19 protein-coding genes are annotated in these 22,172 nt (G+C 61.9%); 8 read left to right on the top strand and 11 right to left on the bottom strand.

Going from position 1 to position 22,172, the window contains the following annotated elements:
* Positions 1-8: 8 nt before the first annotated feature.
* From ACVTFQ_RS10760 to ACVTFQ_RS10780, 5 genes are all read right to left on the bottom strand, one after another.
* Positions 9-1,205, bottom strand: a complete 1,197-nt coding sequence (locus ACVTFQ_RS10760; RefSeq protein WP_111562255.1) for an NAD(P)/FAD-dependent oxidoreductase — start codon at positions 1,203-1,205, stop codon at positions 9-11.
* 12 nt (positions 1,206-1,217) lie between these two features.
* Positions 1,218-2,405 carry an FAD-dependent oxidoreductase gene (locus ACVTFQ_RS10765; RefSeq protein ID WP_111562115.1) on the bottom strand — a complete coding sequence of 396 codons (1,188 nt, stop codon included), beginning with the start codon at positions 2,403-2,405 and terminating at the stop codon, positions 1,218-1,220.
* A 118-nt stretch (positions 2,406-2,523) separates the two neighbouring features.
* Positions 2,524-3,180 (bottom strand): lytic transglycosylase domain-containing protein, encoded by a 657-nt coding sequence (locus tag ACVTFQ_RS10770; RefSeq protein ID WP_111562256.1) that lies wholly within the window; start codon positions 3,178-3,180, stop codon positions 2,524-2,526.
* Positions 3,181-3,440: 260 nt separating this feature from the next.
* On the bottom strand, positions 3,441-4,205 hold the full coding sequence (locus ACVTFQ_RS10775; protein ID WP_111562116.1) for an N-acetylmuramoyl-L-alanine amidase: 765 nt from the start codon (positions 4,203-4,205) through the stop codon (positions 3,441-3,443).
* A complete protein-coding gene (locus tag ACVTFQ_RS10780; RefSeq protein ID WP_111562117.1) occupies positions 4,202-4,909 on the bottom strand; it encodes a J domain-containing protein in 708 nt (235 codons plus the stop codon). Before ACVTFQ_RS10780 ends, ACVTFQ_RS10775 begins: the two co-directional genes overlap by 4 nt.
* A 400-nt stretch (positions 4,910-5,309) precedes the next feature.
* Here ACVTFQ_RS10780 and ACVTFQ_RS10785 point away from each other — a divergent pair, with 400 nt between their 5' ends.
* From ACVTFQ_RS10785 to ACVTFQ_RS10795, 3 genes are all read left to right on the top strand, one after another.
* Positions 5,310-6,521 (top strand): pyrophosphate--fructose-6-phosphate 1-phosphotransferase, encoded by a 1,212-nt coding sequence (locus ACVTFQ_RS10785; RefSeq protein WP_018897553.1) that lies wholly within the window; start codon positions 5,310-5,312, stop codon positions 6,519-6,521.
* A gap of 59 nt (positions 6,522-6,580) precedes the next feature.
* A complete protein-coding gene (locus tag ACVTFQ_RS10790; RefSeq protein ID WP_111562118.1) occupies positions 6,581-7,216 on the top strand; it encodes a LysE family translocator in 636 nt (211 codons plus the stop codon).
* Positions 7,217-7,364: 148 nt separating this feature from the next.
* Positions 7,365-8,279: a transglycosylase SLT domain-containing protein gene (locus ACVTFQ_RS10795; protein WP_111562119.1), complete on the top strand. Its 915-nt coding sequence runs from the start codon at positions 7,365-7,367 to the stop codon at positions 8,277-8,279.
* A 20-nt stretch (positions 8,280-8,299) separates the two neighbouring features.
* On the opposite strand, the gene ACVTFQ_RS10800 is transcribed toward ACVTFQ_RS10795, so the two are convergent.
* Complete coding sequence (locus ACVTFQ_RS10800; RefSeq protein WP_111562120.1) at positions 8,300-9,691, bottom strand: serine hydrolase domain-containing protein; 1,392 nt, start codon at positions 9,689-9,691, stop codon at positions 8,300-8,302.
* Between the two features lie 178 nt (positions 9,692-9,869).
* Here ACVTFQ_RS10800 and ACVTFQ_RS10805 point away from each other — a divergent pair, with 178 nt between their 5' ends.
* The 4 genes from ACVTFQ_RS10805 (at position 9,870) to ACVTFQ_RS10820 (ending at position 14,054) form a co-directional block, all read left to right on the top strand.
* Positions 9,870-11,114, top strand: coding sequence for a BtaA family protein (locus ACVTFQ_RS10805; protein ID WP_111562121.1), 1,245 nt, complete (start codon positions 9,870-9,872; stop codon positions 11,112-11,114).
* A complete protein-coding gene (locus ACVTFQ_RS10810; RefSeq protein WP_111562122.1) occupies positions 11,111-11,791 on the top strand; it encodes a class I SAM-dependent methyltransferase in 681 nt (226 codons plus the stop codon). Before ACVTFQ_RS10805 ends, ACVTFQ_RS10810 begins: the two co-directional genes overlap by 4 nt.
* A gap of 123 nt (positions 11,792-11,914) precedes the next feature.
* A complete protein-coding gene (locus ACVTFQ_RS10815) occupies positions 11,915-12,712 on the top strand; it encodes a glycoside hydrolase family 25 protein (RefSeq protein WP_026282822.1) in 798 nt (265 codons plus the stop codon).
* Between the two features lie 82 nt (positions 12,713-12,794).
* Complete coding sequence (locus ACVTFQ_RS10820) at positions 12,795-14,054, top strand: lytic murein transglycosylase (protein ID WP_111562123.1); 1,260 nt, start codon at positions 12,795-12,797, stop codon at positions 14,052-14,054.
* A 523-nt stretch (positions 14,055-14,577) separates the two neighbouring features.
* On the opposite strand, the gene metF is transcribed toward ACVTFQ_RS10820, so the two are convergent.
* From metF to ACVTFQ_RS10845, 5 genes are all read right to left on the bottom strand, one after another.
* Complete coding sequence (metF, locus tag ACVTFQ_RS10825; RefSeq protein ID WP_047505834.1) at positions 14,578-15,477, bottom strand: methylenetetrahydrofolate reductase [NAD(P)H]; 900 nt, start codon at positions 15,475-15,477, stop codon at positions 14,578-14,580.
* Between the two features lies 1 nt (position 15,478).
* Positions 15,479-16,504 (bottom strand): ArsR/SmtB family transcription factor, encoded by a 1,026-nt coding sequence (locus ACVTFQ_RS10830; RefSeq protein WP_111562124.1) that lies wholly within the window; start codon positions 16,502-16,504, stop codon positions 15,479-15,481.
* Positions 16,505-16,672: 168 nt separating this feature from the next.
* Complete coding sequence (ettA, locus tag ACVTFQ_RS10835) at positions 16,673-18,322, bottom strand: energy-dependent translational throttle protein EttA (protein WP_047505839.1); 1,650 nt, start codon at positions 18,320-18,322, stop codon at positions 16,673-16,675.
* Between the two features lie 134 nt (positions 18,323-18,456).
* Positions 18,457-20,265, bottom strand: a complete 1,809-nt coding sequence (locus tag ACVTFQ_RS10840) for a hypothetical protein (RefSeq protein WP_313760855.1) — start codon at positions 20,263-20,265, stop codon at positions 18,457-18,459.
* A gap of 74 nt (positions 20,266-20,339) precedes the next feature.
* Entirely contained in the window at positions 20,340-21,074 is a 735-nt protein-coding gene (locus ACVTFQ_RS10845; protein ID WP_111562126.1) for a ribonuclease T2 family protein, read from the bottom strand.
* 155 nt (positions 21,075-21,229) lie between these two features.
* On the opposite strand from ACVTFQ_RS10845, the gene ACVTFQ_RS10850 reads away from it, so the two are divergent.
* Positions 21,230-22,168, top strand: coding sequence for an alpha/beta hydrolase (locus tag ACVTFQ_RS10850; protein ID WP_111562127.1), 939 nt, complete (start codon positions 21,230-21,232; stop codon positions 22,166-22,168).
* Positions 22,169-22,172: the final 4 nt, after the last annotated feature.

Below are 22,172 nucleotides of genomic sequence, written 5' to 3' on the forward strand. Positions count from 1 at the left end.
ATATCGCGTCAGGCTTCGCGGAAATACGGTTTGAAATCCGTCGCGTAGCCCTGTCCGTTGATTCGACCTTCGAGCAGCAGCAACGCGCCGAGCCGGCCGATCTCGTCCGAGCTCTTGGCAGCCGTGCCGCAACCGCCCGTGAGAACGCCGATGCGGGGCGACGCGGTATAGCCGATCATCGGATGCCCGCTCGGCGTAAACGAGACGACGCAGGAGCCGCTTGAGGTGGAGACAGGCCGAAGCTCCGGCACGACCCGTTCGATCAGCCGCGTCAGATGCGACTGGACGCTCTCGCGCCCATCGGTCTTGAACCAGTCCCGCAGCTCAGGCTCGCGGTCCAGCCTGACATCATCGGGGTCGCCGCCGATCTTCATGTAGACCTTGCCGTCGGGATAGCGGATCGGCGGCAGCATGTAGAAATCGTCGAGACCATCGACGCCATGCGAGATCAGCGACGGCATGCCGGCAAACCGTGCGGCGGCGGCCTCGTCGACCTCGTAGAAAGCGATGGTGCGCGCATAAACCCTCAGATCAACAGGCTGCGGCAAGAGATTCTCCGCAATGGAAAAACCGCCGGCAGCGAGCAGCACCTTCTCAGCCCGGTATGCCTTACCGTCGGCCGTCTCGACGGCGGCCAGACCGCCCTCGTCGCGTATCGACACCGCGACCTGGCGGATGACCGAAGCCCCGGCCCTCTCGGCGGCGATCGATTGCGCCCTGACCAGATTGCGCGGGCTGATGTAGCCGGCGCCCGTCGGCTCATGAACACCCTCGGTACCGTCGGCAAAAGCAAAGAACGGAAACCGCGCCTTCAGGCCGGCATCGTCGAGCAGCGCCGTCTCGACACCAAGCGACCGGGCTGCCGCCGATGTCCGCTCGACATAGGTATCAGCCCCGCCGCGCCGGGGGCCGACCACAAGGCAGCCGGCGGGCGTATAGAAGGAAACGCCGCTCTCTTGCTCGATCTCGGCGTAGCGGCCGATCGAGCGATTGGCGAGAAGCGCCCAATCACGGTCGGGATCAATGGTGCGGGTGATGCGCCCCTCGTCGTAATGGCTGGCGAAGACGCCGTCATGCCGCTTGCGATCCTCAGGCTCGTCCGGGCCGATGACGGCAACGCCATCGGTCGCTTTCGCCAGATGTCGGGCGGCAGCAGCACCCATCATGCCACGGCCGACGATGATATATTTGAAATCCACGCTCATGACCGTCCCCATCTATCGAAAAGAAGGCGTCAACTGCCGGCCGAAATCGGCCTCTCCGAGCGCGCCTTCCGCAAGCAGCACCGCACCCAGCCGCCCGAGTTCGTCGGACGACTTCGCGGCGACGAAATTGCCGCCCGTCAGCACCGCGATGCGTGGCGATGAGGTGAAACCGGCATAGGGATACGCAGTCGGCGTGAAGGTCGCGACGCAGGGCGCCGATGTCACCGGGCAACCGCCAAGGTCGGGCATCAGTTCCAGCGCTGTCGCCACCAGCAGGTCGCGCTCGGCGGAGTCGCCATCCGACCGGAACCAGGCCCCGGCATCCTGAAGCGTATCGAAGCTGCGCGTCTCGGTATCGCCGCCCAGCTTCAGATAGGTCTTGCCGTCGGGATAAAGCACCGGCGGGAGAATATAGACATGATCCTCGTCGCGATCGCCGAACACGATGCTCGACGGCATGCCGCCGAAGATCGCCTTTTCGCGCTCGCCGAGCTCGTAGAACACGACCGTTCGCGCCGCGACGCGGGTATCCACGGGCGCAGGGAGAAGCTGATTGAAATTGCTGAAACCGCCGGCCGCGACAAGCACGCGCTCCGCCGTATAAATTCGGTCGCCGACGCTCACCTCGACATGGGAGCCGGTATCCTGGACGCTGGTTACCGTCGCATCGATGATGGTGACGCCGCCCGCCTCTGCAAGCACCGCCTGAGCGCGCACCAGGGCGCGCGGATTGACATGGCCGGCGCGGCGTTTCTCGTAATAGCCGCTGAAGCTCTCCCTCAGGGTGAACTCAGGAAAACGCTGGCGCAGGGTGGAGGGATCCAGCACCTCATACTCGACGCCGAGCCCGTCGGAGACCTCGATCGCGCGTCCGAGATAGCCCTGCCCCGGCTGCGGCACCGGGCCGGCGAACAGGCATCCGGCTTCGGTGAAGAAGGAGATGCCGCTCTTCGCCTCGATCTCGGCGTAACGGTCGAGAGAACGGGCGGCAAGCGTCGCCCAGACGATATTGTCGTCGAAGGTGCGGGTAATGCGCGCCTCGTCATAGTGGCTCGCGAACACGCCGTGATGGCTCTTGCGCTCGACAGGCTCGCTCGGGCCGATCAGCGCCACCGCTTCGATCATCGCGCTGAGATGGCGGGCCGCAGCCGCGCCCATCATTCCGCGCCCGATTATGATCGCCTTGAAATCACATGCCATGTCTCACCTCGTTTCAAGGTGAGATAGCACGATCTGCAAGTTGAATCATATTGTTAAGTCATGCCCTCAGGTGATTCAGCCACAAGCGCTTTCGCCCGTGGCTATCCCACGCTGGCGATCAGTTGATCATCGCCAGCACCTTGCCGCAATAGGCCTTGGAAACCGGGTTCATGCGGGTCGCCGCGTGGCCGGCATTGTACTTGAGGATGGTATCGCAGGTCTCGCCGCCACCAAGCGTATGGGCAGCCGCCAGATACTTCATGCCATACTTGATGTTGGTATCGGGATCGAAAAGGCCCTTGCTGGAACCCGAGTAGCCCATCATGCGAGCCGTCGCCGGCTTGATCTGCATGAGGCCGATTTCGCCGGCGCTGCCGCGAGCATTCGGATTGTAGTTGCTTTCGACGCGAACCACGGCATGCGCGAGTTCGACCGGAACGTTGTACTCTTTGGCGTACTTGACGATGATCGCCGCATACTTGCTGCCGGGCATGTCGGGCATCGCGAAACCGGACGTACGGTCGACGGTGTTGAGTGCCACGGTCTTCTGGGCCTTATCGGTCTTGGCGACCTTCTGCACCCTCTGGGTCTTGTGAACTTTCGGAGCCTTCTTCGAGGCCACTTCGGCCGTTTTGGCCTTCTCTGTCTTTTGCGTCTTGAGTGTCTGCGTCGTCTCTGTCGCTTGCGCTCTATTGCCCCATTCGCCTGCGTTTGCGCAATTGAATCCCATCAGCAGTGTGCTGGCGCACACCACAGCAGAAATAATCTTTCTCATGTAGTCCAGATACTCCAAGCAAAAGAAAAGCCGCGTATAAATGAAATCCGAACGCAGCATAAATTCGCATCAATACTCAAAGTATCAGCGATATTTCTTTTCTGTTTCAATTGACGGCGGTCGACAACACACAACAAAACAACCGGCGCCGTTTAGCGACTGCGGTTAGACCATCGCATTGAGGAGATAATAGGGAAAACATGTGGCAGCGCGGCAAACCCGTAAAATCTAGGGGTATATGCCGGCAAATCGCCCCGGTCTCAGGCGCCGTAGCGCGGCAGGGCCGATAGCAACCGATGCAGCGTGTCGATCGTCGAGAAATCGGCGATCCCGTCCACCCTTTCCGGCCTGAAATGGCGCTGAAAGGCTTCGATTTCGCCGGCCATCTTGTCGGAAAATTCGCCTGTGATCTCAGTGCCGTAACCGTAGAGCGACAGCATCGACTGCAGCGCTTCGACAGGCTGGCCCTGGTCGCCGCGCTGGAAGAAGCGTCCGCCGGTGATCGCGGCCGGTGCCACCCAGTGGCCGACGCCCCTCGAGTGCAACAATCCCCAGGGGAAGTTTTCACCCGGATCAAGCTTGCGCCGAGGGGCGACATCGGAGTGCCCAAGCACCCTTTCCGGGGTGATTGACCAACGTTCGCCGCAGTCGCGACACAATTCGATCACCGCATCGATCTGCGCCTGCGGATACTCGGGGCAACCGCCCGGATGTCCCGCATTGGCGATCTCGATGCCGATCGAAGACGAGTTGATATCGGTCTCGCCCTGCCAGATGCTCTTGCCGGCGTGCCAGGCGCGCCGCGCCTCTGGAACGAGCTGCACGACGTCGCCATTCTCATGCACGAAGTAATGGCACGAGACCTGGCTCTCTTCGCGACAGAGCCAATCAAGCGCTCCGTCCGCGGTCGGCATGCCTGTATAGTGCAGAATGATCATATCGGGCTTTCGCCCGTCGACGCGCTCGCCATGGTTCGGCGACGGCCGTACGCTGGCTTTGGTGTAGTCTGCCTCAAAGGCGGTCATGCGGCGCGGCGTTCCTTCTCGATCGCCTCGTAGGCGGCATTGAGCGCCGCCATGCGTTCATTGGCAATCGCATGGAACTCGGCCGGCACGCCGCGCGAGATCAGCCGGTCCGGATGATGCTCGCTGACGAGACCGTGGTAACGGCGACGGATCGTCGGGAAATCATCCGACGGCGAAACGCCGAGCACCTTGTAGGGATCGCCGCCGATCGACACATGCCGCGCGGCAATCTGCTCGAAGCGCTGCTCGCTCATGTGGAAGATCTCGGCCACATGCGCCAGGAACGCGAATTCCTTCTCATGGATGACGCCATCGGCCTTGGCGATATGGAATAGGCCATCGAGCACTTCTTCCAGAACCGGGCAATTGGCGGCGCAGGTCACGCACAGCGTCGAAAGTCGCTCCGCATAGGCCTCGTAGCCGGCCACATCCTGGCGCGCGAGATTATAGAGACGCGCGACGTTGGCGGCCTGATCGTCGGGGAATTCGAAAATCTCGCGGAAGGCCTGGACCTCCTTCTCGCTGACGATCCCGTCGGCCTTCGCCATCTTCGCCGACAGCGCGATGATCGCGACCGAAAACGCCACCTTGCGCCGGGTCTCGGGATCGCCTTCAAAGACCGTGCGAACAGCCTCGACCACGGCGGAAAGCGCATTTCCCGCAGCGTTGCCTATGGCGTTCAGCAGTTTTTCCCAGAAGGACATCAGGTCTCTCGTCTAATAAAAGGAGAAACACCTTGAACAAATAAAGGTTGCCTTTGCAAGACGGGGATTGGCCGCAGGGTTGAAAACACCTTTCACAATTCGGTAATGGTCGCATGTAACCGAAACATTCGCGCTCTTTGCCGGCCACCCGCCCGATGACCTCGTGACGCTTTGTCGCGCCGCATCGAGACGTCTTGGAACGGACGCGCTGACGATTTCCACAATCCAATCCAAATCGCGGTTGCGGCTTGAACCGATTAGATCAGCGCCTGCGGGCGACTTGCTTGCTTGACCGCGCTGCAACACGCATTTTTCACAGAAACAACACTTTACACCATCCGCGCTCTGCCGCATCCATGCACGACCGAACCAAGTTTAGACACGGATAGCGGAGACACCCATGGCCAAGAAAAAAGTCGCAATGCTCACGGCAGGAGGCCTTGCGCCTTGCCTCTCTTCGGCCGTCGGCGGGTTGATCGAACGCTACACCGACATTGCTCCCGATCACGAACTGATCGCCTACCGCTCCGGCTACCAGGGCGTGCTTCAGGGCGACAGCATCAAGATCACCCCTGAGATGCGCGAGAAGGCCTATCTGCTGCATCGCTACGGCGGCTCGCCGATCGGTAACAGCCGCGTCAAGCTCACCAACGCCGCCGACTGCGTCAAGCGCGGCCTCGTCAAGGAAGGCGAAAACCCGCTCCGGGTCGCGGCCGAGCGCCTCGCCAATGATGGCGTCAGCATCCTCCACACGATCGGCGGCGACGACACCAACACGACGGCCGCCGACCTCGCCGCCTATCTCGCCGCCAACGGCTACGACCTGACGGTGGTCGGCCTGCCGAAGACCGTCGACAACGACGTTGTCCCCATCCGCCAGTCGCTCGGCGCCTGGACGGCGGCCGAAGTCGGCGCGCACTTCTTCGACAATGTCAGCAACGAGCAGACTGCCGCTCCCCGCACCCTCATCATCCATGAAGTCATGGGCCGCCACTGCGGCTGGCTGACGGCGGCAACCGCCCGCGCCTACCTGAAGCGCACCCGCAACAATGAATATGTCGACGGCATGATGACCAATGCCGGCATGAAGAGCATCGACGCGGTTTATCTGCCTGAAACGCTGTTCGACCTCGAAGAAGAATCGGCGCGCCTAAAGGAAATCATGGACCGCACCGGCCATGCGACCGTCTTCGTCTCGGAAGGCGCGTGCCTCGACGCCATCGTCGCCGAGCGCGAGGCAGCCGGCGAAACCGTCAAGCGCGACGCCTTCGGCCACGTGAAGATCGACACGATCAATGTCGGCGGCTGGTTCCAGAAGCAGTTCGCGAGCCTGTTGAACGCCGAGCGTTCGCTGGTCCAGAAATCCGGCTATTTCGCCCGCTCCGCGCCTGCCAATGGCGACGATCTGCGCCTGATCCAGAGCATGACCGACCTCGCCGTCGAGAGCGCCTTGAACAAGGTCTCGGGCGTCACCGGCCACGACGAGGGCCAGAACGGCAAGCTGCGTACCATCGAATTCCCGCGCATCAAGGGCGGCAAGGCTTTCGACACCTCCGTCAAGTGGTTCGGCGAACTGATGGACGAGATCGGCCAGAAATACGAAGACGCATGATTGACGCAGGCGAGATATGATGTCTTTGCTTGTCCTCTAATGAAAGAGGAGGAGATTCCATGTCGCTCGAAGCTTGGCTAGCATTTGCTGCCGCATCGGCAATCATGCTGGCTATCCCAGGGCCGACGATCCTCCTCGTCGTATCTTATGCGCTCGGCCACGGCCGCAAGACAGCCTTTGCGACCGTGAGCGGCGTGGCGCTCGGCGATTTCACCGCGATGACGGCATCTCTGTTCGGCCTCGGCGCGCTGCTGGCCGCATCGGCGACGCTGTTCACCGTCCTGAAGTTCATCGGCGGCGCCTATCTGATCTGGCTCGGCATCAAGCTCTGGCGGGCGCCGATCATTGACGGCCCGATGGCCGACAATGACAATCTGCCTGAGGAAAAATCGCTGAAGATCTTCCTCCACGCCTATGTGGTGACCGCGCTCAACCCGAAGAGCATCGTGTTCTTCGTCGCCTTCGTACCGCAGTTCCTCAACCCGGCACTTCCGTTCTTCGGCCAGATGCTGATCATGGAAGCCACCTTCCTGGTGCTCGCGACCATCAACGCCTCCACTTACGCGCTTGCCGCGCACGCCGCGCGGGGCCTGATTCGCAAGGCTGCCGTGCAGCGCGCGGTCAATCGCACGGGCGGCACATTGCTGATTGCAGCCGGCGCCGTGACCGCCGGATATCGCCGCATCGCTGCCTGAAAATCTCAGGTTACCGACCGCGAAAAGCTCAAGAAATTTTCCGTGGGTTGCCGCAAAGCAACGAATAGGTTAATTGGCAATTCAGGGCTTAAGGTTTTTGGTAACTTTTGACGCTGCCGGGGTGGCGCGTTTTCACGAGAGTGAGAGTATGGCAGCGATCGGTTTTTCCGGCTTTAAACGCAATCTCATCGTATCCACGATGCTGTGCTGCGTTGCTGCTGGCTGCTCGAGCGTCGAATACACATCCCAGGCAGATTTGATGGCCGAGCAGGTCGTCGTCCCAACGCCAAAGCCCGGCGAAGACGCGATGTTCGCGGCCATTCCAGCAGGCGAAGGCACACCTGGTACTCAGATCGGCGGCGACCAGACCGCTGCGTCCGTGGCAACCGCCGCCATGCCGGCAGTCGATTCGGCTCAGCAGACCGCGCAGTTGCAGCCCGCCGCTTATGGCCAGATCCCGCTGACACCTGAAATGACCGCGATCCAGTCCGTGGTGCCGACACCGCGACCGGGTGCTCCGTCGACCGAACTCGCTTTCGCCGCCAGCCCGCAGAACAATGCCATTGCCGCCCTTTCGGCGATCGACACCACGCCGCATTCGATGATGGACTACGGCTTCGACACATCGGGCCCGATGGACCCGCCGACCGCGCCGCCCATGTTCGGCGACAATGACAGCGACGACGATGGCGCGCCGACGGTCGAAAAGAGCGCGATCACCAAGATCATCGAAAAGTATTCGCAGATTTACAAAGTGCCCGCCACGCTGCTTCACCGCGTCGTTCATCGCGAAAGCCGGTACAACCCGAAGGCCTACAACAAGCGCGGTTACTTCGGCCTGATGCAGATCAAGTACAACACCGCCAAGTCGATGGGTTACGACGGCCAGCCTGAAGGCTTGTTCGACGCCGAAACCAACATCAAATATGCCGCGAAGTATCTCCGCGGCGCATGGCTGGTGTCCGACAACAGCGAAGACAACGCCGTCAGGCTCTATGCCCGCGGCTACTACTACGACGCCAAGCGCAAGGGCATGGACGACATCGCCCACGGCAACTACTAAGCCCTACAGCCCCAAAGGCTCTATTGCGCGGGATCGGCAGACGCCGATCGGGTCGGCGGCGGCAGCGTCGCCAGTATCTCGTTCAGCAGAATTTCCGGCCGGTATCTGAGCCAGCTCGGTGTCAGCCCGAGCCTGACCATGACGAGACTGGCCGACGGCACGATTACCATGCTCTGCCCGTCATGTCCTTCCAGCCAGAAGGCGTCGTCCGGAATGCCGGTCTCCCCGCTCCTACCGCTGCCGGGCGGACGAAGCCAGGCTTGGCCATGCGAATACATGCCGCCGGAGGATGCCGTCGGCGTGCGCATCATGCTCATGAAGCTCTCGGGCAGCAGCCGCTCACCGTTCCAGACGCCATCCTGCAACAGGAACTGCCCGAACCGCACCCAATCGCGCGCCGTAGCATAGAGATAGGAGCTACCGGCGAAAGTTCCGCGCGCATCGACCTCGAACACCGCGCTCGACATGCCGAGCGGATCGAATAGGGCCGTCCTCGGATAATCGATCGCCTGCTTCTCGTTGCCCAAGCGATCCATCCAGATGCGGGAGATCAACACGGATGTTCCGCTGGAATAATTGAACTGCGTGCCGGGATCCTCGTCGAGATCAAGGCTTGCCGGCAGCGCCGTCTGGTCCGCGTCGAGATAGAGCATCCGGGTGACGTCAGCCACCGTGCCGTAGTTCTCGTTGAACCTGAGGCCGCTCTCCATCCCAAGCAGCTGCCCAAGGGTGATCTGCGACCGCTTGTCGTCGCGCCATTGCGGGAACAGCCCAGCATCACCGGCATCGATCTTGCCGTCGAGCATCAACCGGCCGACGAGCGCGGCATTGACCGTCTTGGTCATCGACCAGCCGATCAATGGCGTTTGCGGACCAAAGCCCTTGCCGTAGCTTTCGGCGACGATCTTGCCATCATGGACGACGACAACCGCACGCATGTTTTCACCGGTCAAACGGGGGTCGGCGAGCAGCGCTGAGATCGCCGCATCGTTTTCGATCGGCAGCACGGGGGCGTCTTCAGAAGGCTTCGTGACGACGGGCTCGGGCACCGCCTTTCTCGCGGCGGCGAAATCGCCATCCGGCACGGCCGTGCAGCCGAGACCATCGCGGTAGATCGCATAATTGGCGGCAAACAGCCCGAGGATGCGCGCCGTCACTTGCTTGCCGGCCTCATCGACATGCACGCGAATCAGCCTCAGCAGGGGATTTCCGGGCGCCTGGACATCTTCGGCAAGCACGGTGTTTGCGTCGCGCCCGGCCAGGAAGACATTCGAGCAGACGATCTTCGCGGCATAGCCGTCGCCGATCCTCAGCAGCTCCGGCGGCCTGACATAAAGCCAGGCAGCACCCGCAACGACGATGACGGCAACGCCTGCAGCCGCCGCCTTCAAGATACGCAGAACACGTCCCATAAGCGCCCCTCCGAACCGATAGAGAAGCAGGAAAATTGTCGTTTAGAAAGCCCCGTCAAGTCCCGGCCGTTCCCAATTGCGCGAGGCGCCCGCAGCCAGGCCGCCCACAGGCAACGTCATCAAACTGTAGCGCCGCCGCGTTAAACGCCCTGAACGCTAAATGTTGAGAGACTCACTTATGACGGAATTTGCCCCGGATGCCGGCTTCCGCAAGAACCGGAAACTCAAGGCAGCTCTTCTCCGCCACAAGGCCTTTTCGAAAGAGGGTCTGTCCGAACGTCTTTTCGGGCTGCTCTTTTCCGGCCTCGTCTATCCGCAGATCTGGGAAGATCCCGATCTCGACATGAAGGCGATGGAGCTCGAGCCTCATCACCGCATCGTCACCATCGGCTCCGGCGGCTGCAACATGCTCGCCTATCTCTCGCAGAGCCCGGCCTCGATCGACGTCGTCGACCTCAACCCGCATCATATCGCGCTGAACAAGCTGAAGCTTGGCGCCTTCCGCCACCTTCCCGCCCATGCCGATCTCGTTCGCTTCCTGGCAAGACCGAACCAGTCCGCAAACAGCCAGGCCTTCGATCGCTTCCTCTCGGCCAATCTGGATGAGGCCACGAGCAACTACTGGAACGGCCGCAAGTTCGGCCGCCGCCGCATCACGGTCTTCGATCGCAACATCTACAAGACGGGCCTGCTCGGCCGCTTCATCGGCGCCGCCCACCTTCTCGCCCGCGTCCACGGCATCGACCTCACCGGCGTCGCCAAGGCGAAGACGATGGAAGAACAGCGCCAGCTCTTCGACGAGAAGATCGCGCCTCTGTTCGAAAAGCCTGTCGTGCGCTGGATCACCAGCCGCAAGAGCTCGCTCTTCGGCCTCGGCATTCCGCCACAGCAGTATGACGAGCTCGCAAGCCTCGCCGCCGACAATTCGATCGCGCCGGTTCTGCGCCACCGCCTGGAAAAGCTCACCTGTCATTTCCCCATGCAGGAAAACTACTTCGCCTGGCAGGCCTTCGCCCGCCGCTATGCCGATGAAGGCGAAGGTCCGCTGCCGACCTACCTGAAGGCGGAGCACTACGAGGCGATCCGCGCCAATGTCGACCGCGTCAGCGTCCATCACGCAAGCTTCACCGAACTGCTGGCCGGCGAGCCGGCCGCCTCGCGCGACCGCTACATCCTGCTCGACGCGCAGGACTGGATGACGGACCAGCAGCTGAACGACGTCTGGTCGGAAATTTCGCGCACCGCCCGCGACGGCGCCCGCGTCATCTTCCGCACCGCCGCCGAAAAGAGCATCATCGAAGGCCGTCTCTCGCCCGCCATCCGCGACCAGTGGACATATCTCGAGGACCGCTCGCTCGAACTGACCGCGCTCGACCGCTCGGCGATCTACGGCGGCTTCCACATCTATGTGAAGAAGCCATGAGCCAGACAGATATGAGCCCGGTGGACGCCCCCTCTGAGAAACATGCCGACCTGATGGACGGCATGTATCGCTACCAGCGCCATATCTATGACCTGACGCGCAAATACTATCTCCTTGGCCGCGACCAGACGATCCGCAATCTCGACATTGAGCAGGGCGCCACGCTGCTCGAGGTCGGCTGCGGCACCGGCCGCAATCTCGCGCTGGCCCACCGGCACTATCCTCAGGCCAGGCTCTACGGCCTCGACATCTCGCAGGAAATGCTTATCTCGGCCCGCAAGACCTTTGCGGGTCTGAACACCTCAGCCGATTTCCGCGTCGCCGACGCCACGGCCTTTGACGCCCGCGATTTCGGCGTCGATGGTTTCGACCGGGTGATGATCTCCTACGCGCTGTCGATGATCCCCGATTGGGAGCGCGCGATCGACGCATCGCTCGCGGCGCTTGCCCCCGGCGGCCAATTGCACATCGTCGATTTCGGCCAACAGGAAGGCTTGCCCGGCTGGTTCCGCGCCCTGCTGCGCTCCTGGCTCGACAAGTTCCACGTCACGCCGCGCGCGACGCTGCGAGAGGTCCTGCAGGCCAAGGCTGAACAGGAAAATGCCCAGCTGATCTTCAAGACGATCGGCGGCGGTTATGCCTGGCGCGCGATAATAATTAAGGCCGCTAATATTTAGCTTGAAACTAACCGATTTTTTACGTTGATATGGTGAATAGAGAGGGCATCTAAGCGCTGGACGCGTCAATTCGAAGGTCAGGCTGTGGGGCAAAAAGATCATTCGGTTCACGACGGAACATCCATGCGCCGGCTTCTGTTATGCGTATTGCCCCTTGCCCTCATGCTCGCTGGCTGCACCTCCTCGGGCTATGACTATCTCTCCACCGCCTCGATAAAGCCGAAGATGCGCTTCCAGGACACCGATCCGCAGGATTTCGGGCCTAAGCATCCGCAGCAAAACGCCATCCACGGTATCGACATCTCCAAGTGGCAGGGCGATATCGACTGGCAGACGGTGCGCAAGTCGGGCGTCGACTTCGCCTTCATCAAGGCGACCGAAGGCAAGGACCGCATCGATCCGCGCTTCAGCGAATACTGGCAGGAAGCCCGCCAGGTCGGCATTCCGCACGCCCCCTATCACTTCTACTATTTCTGCTCGTCCGCCGACGAGCAGGCGGACTGGTTCATCAGCAACGTGCCGAAGGAATCCATGAAGCTGCCGCCGGTGCTCGATGTCGAGTGGAACGGTGAATCGAAGACCTGCCGCACGCGCCCCGATCCCGAGACCGTGCGCTCCGAGATCAAGCGCTTCATGGACAGGCTCGAAGCCTATTACGGCAAGCGGCCGATCATCTACACCTCGGTCGACTTCCACCGCGAAAATCTCGACGGCTATTTCCAGGATTATCACTTCTGGGTTCGCTCCGTCGCGAAGCACCCCGAGGTCACCTATGCCAACCGTCGCTGGGCCTTCTGGCAGTACACCTCGACCGGCGTGATCCCTGGGATCAAGGGCCCGACTGACATTAACGTGTTCGCGGGTTCGGCGAAGAACTGGAATAACTGGGTCGCTGCCGTATCCAAGGATAGGAATTCTTAGTAACGTCCCGTTTTCTTTCTTGCTTCTGTCACAATCATTTGGGACATCGACAGCAATTCAAGCAATGACGAGGATACACTCCATGCACCGCACGCCTGCAAGCCGTTCTGCGCTCGCTCTCCTCCTTGCCGCTGGTCTGGCGACCAGCGCGGCAGCGCAAACACCGGCCCCGGCCGCACCGGCCGGTCAGGCGCCCGCGACGGCGGCAGCCCCCGCCGCTCCGGCTGTCGCATGTGACGGCGATCTCTCCACCTTCCTCGCCGGCGTCAAGGCCGAAGCGATCGCAGCCGGCGCTTCCGCCGAAGCCGCCGACAAGGCGCTCGCCGGTGCCCAGATCGATCCGAAGGTGCTGAGCCGCGACCGCGCCCAGGGCGTGTTCAAGCAGACCTTCCTCGAATTCTCGCAGCGCACCGTCAGCCAGGCCCGCCTCGACATCGGCCGCCAGAAGATGAAGCAGTTCGCCGACGTCTTTTCGCGCGCCGAACAGGAATACGGCGTGCCCCCTGGTGTCATCACCGCCTTCTGGGCGATGGAAACCGATTTCGGCGCCGTGCAGGGCGATTTCAACACCCGCAACGCGCTTGTCACCCTCGCCCATGATTGCCGCCGTCCGGAACTCTTCCGCCCGCAGCTGATCGCGCTGATCGAGATGGTCCAGCACGGCGACCTCGACCCCGAGACCAACACGGGTGCCTGGGCCGGCGAAATCGGCCAGGTGCAGATGTTGCCGCGCGATATCATCGCCTACGGCATGGACGGCGACGGCGACGGCCATGTGCGCCTGAAGCAGAGCGGCCCTGATGCCATCCTGACCGCCGCCAAGTTCATCCAGCACCTCGGCTTCCAGAAGGGCCAGCCCTGGCTGCAGGAAGTCACCATCCCGCAGGATCTGCCCTTCGAGAAGTCGGGCCTCGGCGGCACGATGACGGCAGGTGAATGGTTCGCGCTTGGCGTCAAGCCGCGCAACGGCGACACCAACTTCGGCACGCTGCGCGGCGATCTCGTCCTGCCGCAGGGCCGCCTCGGACCGGCCTTCATCGCCTATCCGAACTTCGGCATCTATCTCGAGTGGAACAAGTCCTTCATCTACACCACCTCGGCCGCCTATTTCGCGACCCGCCTCTCCGGCGCCGAGCCCTATCTCAAGGGCACGCCTGAGCAGGGCCTGACCAACGACCAGATGAAGGAACTGCAGACCAAGCTCGACACGATGGGCCACGACGTCGGCGCCATCGACGGCATCCTCGGCTCCGGCACCCGCATCGCCATCCAGAAGCAGCAGCAGCGTCTCGGCATGCCGGCCGACGGCTGGGCAACGCCCGCCCTCCTCAACGCGCTCTGAGCGCCCGCGAGAAAGCTGAAAACGACGACAACAGCCGGGCCAAGCGCCCGGCTTTTTCGTTTTCCGATTTCGTGAGCGTTTTCAGCGGCCTGTACCGCGCCTGCAATCCGCCACAGGCGTAAACGGCGGGTCGCCCTTTTTTACGCTCCGTTAAAATGTGTGAATATTTTTCCGACCGATTTTGTCGTGAAAATTCAGCGAAGTAGCTTTTGTCACCAGTGGGAGATGTGACATTTTCGCCGCATCGCAGCAAAAAAAGCGCTTTCCAACTGCCACAGTCCCGACATATTATCAGCTCGTTAACGCGAGGAGACAGACATGGGACTGACACGATCCTTGAATGTCCTTTTGATCGGTGCGGCGTTTCTTTTCGTGCTGTCGATGCTTTTCATCTGACACAGGATGCCGCTTCAAACGGACTATGCCGAAACTCCTAGATAGCGCAGAGTTCATGAAACAGAAAAAGCGCAGGCCATCGCGGTCTGCGCTTTTTCAGTTCTATAGACTGTAAACTTCGCCTTGATCAGGCGGCGGCACCCGCGCTCTTGGCTGCGTTACGCTTGAAGCCGAGGTTCGTCAGAACCGCCGAGACCAGCGGCGCGCGGTTCATCGTATAGAGATGGAAATCCGAGATACCACGACGGGCCAGATCCTCGATCTGCTCGGCGGCGACATCGGCCGCGACCTTGGCGCGCTCTTCCGGCTTGTCGTCATAGCCCTCGAAGCGCTCGTCGAGAAATGCCGGGATGACGGTGCCGCAGGCGCCGGCGAAGCGCTTCAGCTGCGTCAGGTTCATGATCGGCATGATGCCGGGAACGACGGGGATGGTGATCCCGGCCGCCCGCACCTTCTCCAGGTAGCGCTCGAAATTGTCGTTGTCGAAGAAGAACTGCGTCAGCGCCCGGTTGGCACCGTTATCGGCCTTGCGCTTCAGCATGTCGATATCGGCGGCCACGTCGCGGCTTTCAGGATGCTTTTCCGGATAGGCCGAGACCGAGATTTCGAAATCGCCGAGTTCGCGCAGGCCGGCGACCAGCTCGGAGGCGTTGGCATAACCACCCGGATGCGGCGTATAGGGCGCGCCGACGCCATCGGGCGTATCGCCGCGCAGCGCCACGAAGTGCTTCACGCCAGCCTTGCGGAAGCTCTCGACGACGCTGTGCGTCTCTTCCTTGGTGGCGCCCACGCAGGTGAGGTGCGAGGCCGTGGCAAGCGGCGTTGAGCTGATGAAGCGCGACACGGTCGCAAGCGTCGGCGCCTTGGTCGTGCCGCCGGCGCCGTAGGTCACCGACACGAAGTCGGGATTCCAGTCCTGCAACTCGCTGACCGTCTTCCAGAGCTGGCCCTCGGCCTCTTCCGACTTGGGCGGAAAGAATTCGAACGAGATGCCGATCCTGTTGCGCGCGTCCTGGTTCAAAGCCATGTCAGTCTCTCCCGGCAAATGTGGGTGCGGCGTGATCGCTCTCGGCGGAGGCCATCAGGCGCCTGGGGTCGCGCGCGAGCCAGATGGTAACAGTTAGCCCCTGCCCGCTCTCGTGCCCCGGATGAAGATCGACGACCTGCTCGATATCGAGCCCCGCCTTGCGCAGCCAGTCGGTCATCGACTGGTGCGAGAAGCCGAGACGCACATGCGCGTGGTCGTCACGAAGATATTCCAGCGTGTGAGGCGCCAGATCGATGATGACGAGCCGTCCGCCCGGGCGCAGCATGCGTGCCGCTTCCCCAATGGCGATTTCCGGCTGGTCGAAGAAGTGCAGCACCTGATGGATCGTCACCAGGTCGAAATCCTGCGCCTCGAAAGGCAGGTTCAGGATATCGGCATGGCGCACCGAGGCCTTGGTGATGCCTGTCCGGTCGAGATTGGCGCGGGCGACGCTCAGCATGTCGCGGCTGGCATCGACGCCGATCGCGCGACGATAGAGCCCCGACAGAAGCTCCAGGATGCGGCCGGTGCCGGTGCCGAGATCGAGGAGCGAATCGATCGGCTGGTTGCCGAGCAGCCGGATCACGGCGGCATCGACTTCCTCGTCAGCGGCGTGCAGGCGGCGAAGCTCATCCCATTCGGCGGCGTTGCGGCTGAAATAGGCCTGCGCCCGCTCCGAGCGCTGGCGCTTGACGGCATCGAGCCGCTCGCCATCGCGCAGGATGACAGGATCGTTGTCGGAGGCATGCGCCAGAAGATTGCGCACGAAGCTCGCCGCCTTCCCCTCCTGCCGCAGCCGGAAATAGGCCCAGGCGCCTTCCTGGTAGCGATCGATGAGATCGGCTTCGCCAAGCAGCTTGAGATGGCGCGAGATACGCGGTTGGGATTGGCCGAGAATTTCGGTAAGATCGGTGACGGTCACGTCGCCGGCAGCCAGCAGCGCCAGAAGACGCAGGCGCGTCGGCTCGCCCGCCGCCCGCAGCACGTCCACCAACGCATCCAAACCTAGCCTGACGGGCTCACCCATATCCGATCCAATCAACATATAAAGATATCTTTATGTGAAATGATTTGGTCGTGCAAGCGGGATTTCGATCAGTTCACGAAATTCCCTGCGCAAATCGCGACATCTCTCCTCACAAAAAAGCCCCGGCGAACCGGGGCTTTTCTTGCAGTTGCTCTTCCGAGCGAAGGCTTATCGCGTCAGGCGCTTGTAGGCCTGGCTGCCCGGGTTCAGCGCGTCGGGACCGAGGCGGCGAACCTTGTCTTCTTCGTAGTCTTCGAAGTTGCCTTCGAACCATTCGACATGACCGTCGCCTTCGAAGGCCAGGATGTGCGTCGCCAGGCGGTCGAGGAACATGCGATCGTGGCTGATGATGATGGCGCAACCGGCGAAGGCTTCGAGCGCGCTTTCCAGCGCACCGAGCGTTTCCGTATCGAGGTCGTTGGTCGGTTCGTCGAGCAGCAGAACGTTGCCGCCGGCCTTCAGCATCTTGGCGAGGTGAACGCGGTTGCGCTGACCACCCGAGAGATTGCCGACCTTCTGCTGCTGATCACCGCCCTTGAAGTTGAAGGCGCCGCAATAAGCTCTGGAGTTCATGTCGAACTTGCCGAGCTTGATGACTTCGGCGCCGCCCGAGATTTCTTCCCAGACGGTCTTGTTGCCGTCGAGCGCATCGCGGCTCTGGTCGACATAGCCGAGATGAACGGTGTCACCGATGCGGATCGAGCCGGCATCCGGCTTTTCCTGGCCGGTGATCATCTTGAACAGCGTCGACTTGCCGGCGCCGTTCGGGCCGATGATGCCGACGATACCACCAGGCGGCAGCTTGATCGTGAGATCGTTGATCAGCGTGCGGCCTTCGAAGCCCTTGTTGATGCCTTCGAGCTCGATGACGACCTGGCCGAGACGCTCGGACACAGGGATAATGATCTGCGCATCGCCGGGGCGGATGTTTTCGGCCGCGTCGACCAGCTGTTCGTAGGCCTTGATACGGGCCTTCGACTTCGCCTGACGAGCCTTCGGGCTGGAAGCGATCCATTCCTGTTCACGCGACAGCGCCTTCTGGCGGCCGGCTTCTTCGCGGGCTTCCTGCTGCATGCGCTTGGCCTTCGCCTGCAGGTAAGCGGAGTAGTTGCCTTCGTAAGGAATGCCGCGGCCGCGGTCGAGCTCGAGAATCCAGCCCGTGACGTTGTCGAGGAAGTAGCGATCGTGGGTAATCATCATCACGGCGCCCGGATAATCGCGCAGGTGCTTTTCAAGCCATGCGATCGTTTCGGCGTCGAGGTGGTTGGTCGGTTCGTCGAGGAGCAGCAGGTCCGGCTGCGAGAGCAGCAGGCGGCAGAGCGCGATACGACGACGCTCACCACCCGAAAGCAGCGTGACGTCGGCATCCTTCGGCGGGCAGCGCAATGCTTCCATCGCCATCTCGACCTGCTGTTCGAGGTCCCAGAGATTTTGGCTGTCGATGATGTCCTGGAGCTTGGCGCCTTCGTCGGCGGTCTCGTCGGAATAGTTCATCATCAGTTCGTTGTAGCGGTCGAGCACGGCCTGCTTGTCGGCCACGCCTTCCATGACGTTCTCGAAGGCGTTCTTGGCCGGATCGAGATGCGGTTCCTGCTCGAGGTAGCCGACGGTCGCACCTTCGGCGAGCCAGGCTTCCCCGGTGAATTCCTTGTCCTGGCCGGCGATGATGCGTAGCACGGTCGACTTACCGGCGCCGTTCGGGCCGAGGATACCGATCTTGGCATCCGGGTAGAACGACAGGTTGACGTTTTCGAGGATCTTCTTGGCGCCGTAGGACTTGTTCAGTCCCGACATGTGGTAGATGAACTGACGTGCCATCGGTAATTCTGCTCCGGGGGAAATTGGTTTGCCGCTATGTAGGCGAATTGGCGCCCGGGGGCAACGCGCCAGCGGCAAAATCCACCCGCTTTGTCGCAGATCACCCGCAGTTTGAGGCTGAAAATCAGCCCGCTCTATTGCAAGGCGGCGTGATCGATCCGGAAAAGCTGGAAATCGCTGCGTGTGGGCGGATTGACCCGCTCCAGCCCCGGCCAGCCATCCCCACGCGCCAATGCGGCATAAAGCGGCGCCTGCTTCGGATCGGCTTCGAGGGGGAAGCGGCAGACGGCGACGTAATCGAAAGGCGCCAGCGCCGCGCGACGCAGCTGGGGATCCGAGGTCATGAACGCCTGGAACATCCGCTTCATTCCGGGCGATGCACGATGGAACGGCATGGCGGCGACCGAAAAGCCCGATGGCGCCGCCAGGATCAGAGGCATGGCGATCCCTTGCGGCGCGGCGACGCGGCCCGGCGGGACAGTGTGAAGCACGGAGAAATCCTGCCGCTCGCACTCGCTCGCCACCATATAGTCGACCTCGTCGAATTTATGCTGAACCGACGGCACCAGCACGAAGAAGACACAAAGCGCGGCCGCAACGGCAGCAGCGGCCACCGCGGAAAACCGGTACATTTTGTAGAAAGCCTGTGATTTCATCGTCATCGTCGCGATGACGACGGGAAGGAACACCGGCATCAGCGCGATCGGAAAGCGAATGTTGCGCGTCACGAAGCAGGTGAGAACGAGGGCGCCCAACGCCATGAGATAGGCGATTGCTGGTCCAAACGACCGCTCCCGCATTTTGAACCACACGAGCGGACCGACATAGGCGCCGACGGCAGCCGTCAATGCCAGGAGGAGCAACAGATCATATTGACCGTTCTCGTAGAAATACCGGATGCTTTTTTCCTGCCATACCCGATCGAACCACAGCTCCCGCGACACCGGGTCTATGATACCGTAGGGCCCCGAAATGCAGGATGGAAAGAGGTAGGCGGCGACGACCAGAACGGCGACGGCCGGAATTGCCAGGGCAACGAGCCGCATGAAAGGCCCCGCGCGATCACTCTGGATCGCCACGCCCGCACCGAGAACGGCGGAAAATGCCGAGAGCAGGAAGATGTAGGGGGCGGAGAAGGCGTCGCATTGCGTCGAAACGGCAGCGGCGGGGCCGAGGAACGCCATGGCGGACACAAGCGTGACGATCACCATCGAGACGGATGCGGCGACAAGGACGGTGCGCACCCCGGCGACATTTCCGATGTAGCAGACAACGAGCCCGGCATAGGCGATCACGACGAGCGGAAGACACTCGAGCCCGATCACCGTCGAGATCGCAGCACCGGCACCGATCATCAGCCCCCCTGCCCGATCCCATCGAACGAGCCCTGCGATGATCATCATGAGAGCGACGATCTGGACGTTATGGTGATCGATACGACCCGGTGTGAACTCCAGCACGCCCATGCTCATGAGAACGGTGGCGAGCATCAACGACAGCGTGAGCGTCGTTTCCGTCAGCGAAAACCCCGCAAGCAAGCGCCGTGCGGTCGTTGCGACCAGCAGGCAGCATAGCGAGAGCAACATCGGCGGCCACACCTGGAAGGCAACGGAAAGCCCCTGCGCGGTCGGCATGAAGGGCTGCAGCAACCAGGCAATCGCCACGTAAGGAAGATCGACCAGCCGTGACCATGGCGACACGTAAGTCGTCGGCATCGAGATGAAGGGAAGCGACAGATCGAACCAGTGCCCCTGCGGGGACATCAGGTGCCGAATCTGGAGTTCGCGCAACTGATCGTCGATATCGCTGACGAACCTTATCCCATCAACGAGATCGAACAGCACCATTGCCAGGGCGGTCGCGTAGACGATCAGGAACATGCGCCATAACGGCATCTCGCCTGCAGCAGTCTGATCGCTTTCACATGCCACCATCTCGGACATCAGTCGCCACTCATGCTATTGGTCACCGCCAGCTCGAGACGATAGACGTCAAAAATTGAGATTATCCTACGACCTCAAAATCCCGCCGCGTCGACGATGCCCTCGTTGCAACCGAAGGATGTCCGGCCCGCGCCCTGGATGAGATCGGCGAGATCCTTGCCCTTCCCATCCGTCGCATCGGCGGACAGACCGATCGTCAGTTCGCTGATAACGCGGCTGTTGCCGGCGCGGCGGCAGCTCATCTTCACCCGGTCGCCGGCGCCGGGGCCGAAGCTCTTGTCGAAGGCCGCCTTGATCGCGTCTCCAGCCAGTGACTTGCCGATATTGGCGGCGAACAGCTCCTGGACGGCGGATGCGTTCAGGTCCTCAATCAGCCTTGCGGCATCGGCGAAGTAGGCGTCGGCGCTCATGCCGGTGCAGGTGCCGTGCTTGATCCATTCATGCCGCTCGAGCGCCGATTGCGTGCCGGGCATGACCTTGTCGAGCGATGACTTCGTTTCGGCCGAGAGCTTCACCTCCGGCAGGTCCCTCCAGTCGCCCCCCTTGTCGGCGGAGCGATCAGCGTCGGAAACGCCGCAATAATCCTTGCGCATCGGCCAGAGCCCGTGCAGCGAGAAGTTCTTGGCGTCGTAGCGGTCGCTGCCTTGGCTGGAGCATTCAGCCTTGCGCTGGTTGGTCTGGCAGAAGGCCGGCTGCCAACTGGCCGCGAGAATGAAGCGCGTGCGCCCGCCGCCCTCCTGCGCAAAAGCGGAGCCGGCCATGATCGACAACAGGAACAATGCGATGACACGAAAACCGAGATTGCCCATACCCATCCCCACGAAAGAACAATTCATGAACATCAAAGCACGCGGCGCATCGGCAGGCAAGCGGCAAAACGAGGCAAGCGAAAATCTCCGGCACAACCCGCTCCGCCTGTTGCATTTGACCGCTGTTCTGGTCTTCTCCCGCCACGGAGGAAATCATGTTTGCAGAAACCCGGCGCCTCGACCATGCGGGCGCTTCACTGGCCTATCACTATCAGCAGCCCGAAGGCACTGAGCGCGGCATCCTGCTGATCAGCCACGGATTGGCCGAGCACTCGAAACGCTTTCAGCGCTTTGCGCAAGCGATGGCCGCGCGCGGCTACCATGTCTACGCCCACGACCATCGCGGTCACGGCGAGACCACCGCGCCGGACGCGCCGATCGGTCGCTTCGCAAGGCGTAATGGCGCGAGCTACGTCGTCGACGATATCGAGGCGATGCGCGACGAGGCCGCGACCGAGCATCCCGGCCTGCCGATCATTCTCTTCGGCCACTCCATGGGCGGGCTGATCGCCCTCAACGCCGCCGTCACCTACCCGCGAAAATTCGACGCCGTCGCCGTCTGGAACTCGAACTTCAATCCCGGCCTCGCCGGCCGCGCCGCGCAGGCGATCCTCTTGATCGAGCGCGCGCTGAAAGGCTCCGACGTCCCGAGCGACCTGCTGCCGAAGCTGACCTTCGGCACCTGGGCGAAATCGGTCGCCAACCGCCGCACGGATTTCGACTGGCTGTCGCGCGATCCCGCTGAAGTCGACAAGTATGTGGCCGATCCGCTCTGCGGCTTCGGCGCCTCCGTTTCGCTCTGGCTCGACCTCTTCGAATTGACGTTCAGGGCGCCGCAGAAAGAACATCTCGCCCGCCTGCCGACCGAGACGCCGATCCATCTGGTCGGCGGCGGCAAGGATCCGGCGACGGAGAATGGAAAAGCCATTCTCTGGCTCTCAAACCATTTGAAAACGCATGGCTTCTCCCGTATTAGCACTGAGATATATCAGGACATGCGCCACGAGACCTTGAACGAGATCGGCGCCGACGCGGCCATATCGGCATTCGCCGATTGGTGCGATCAGGCAACCGCTCGTCCCGTCAACGGCTGATCCC

The sequence above is a fragment of the Rhizobium sp. O111 genome (assembly GCF_055616315.1).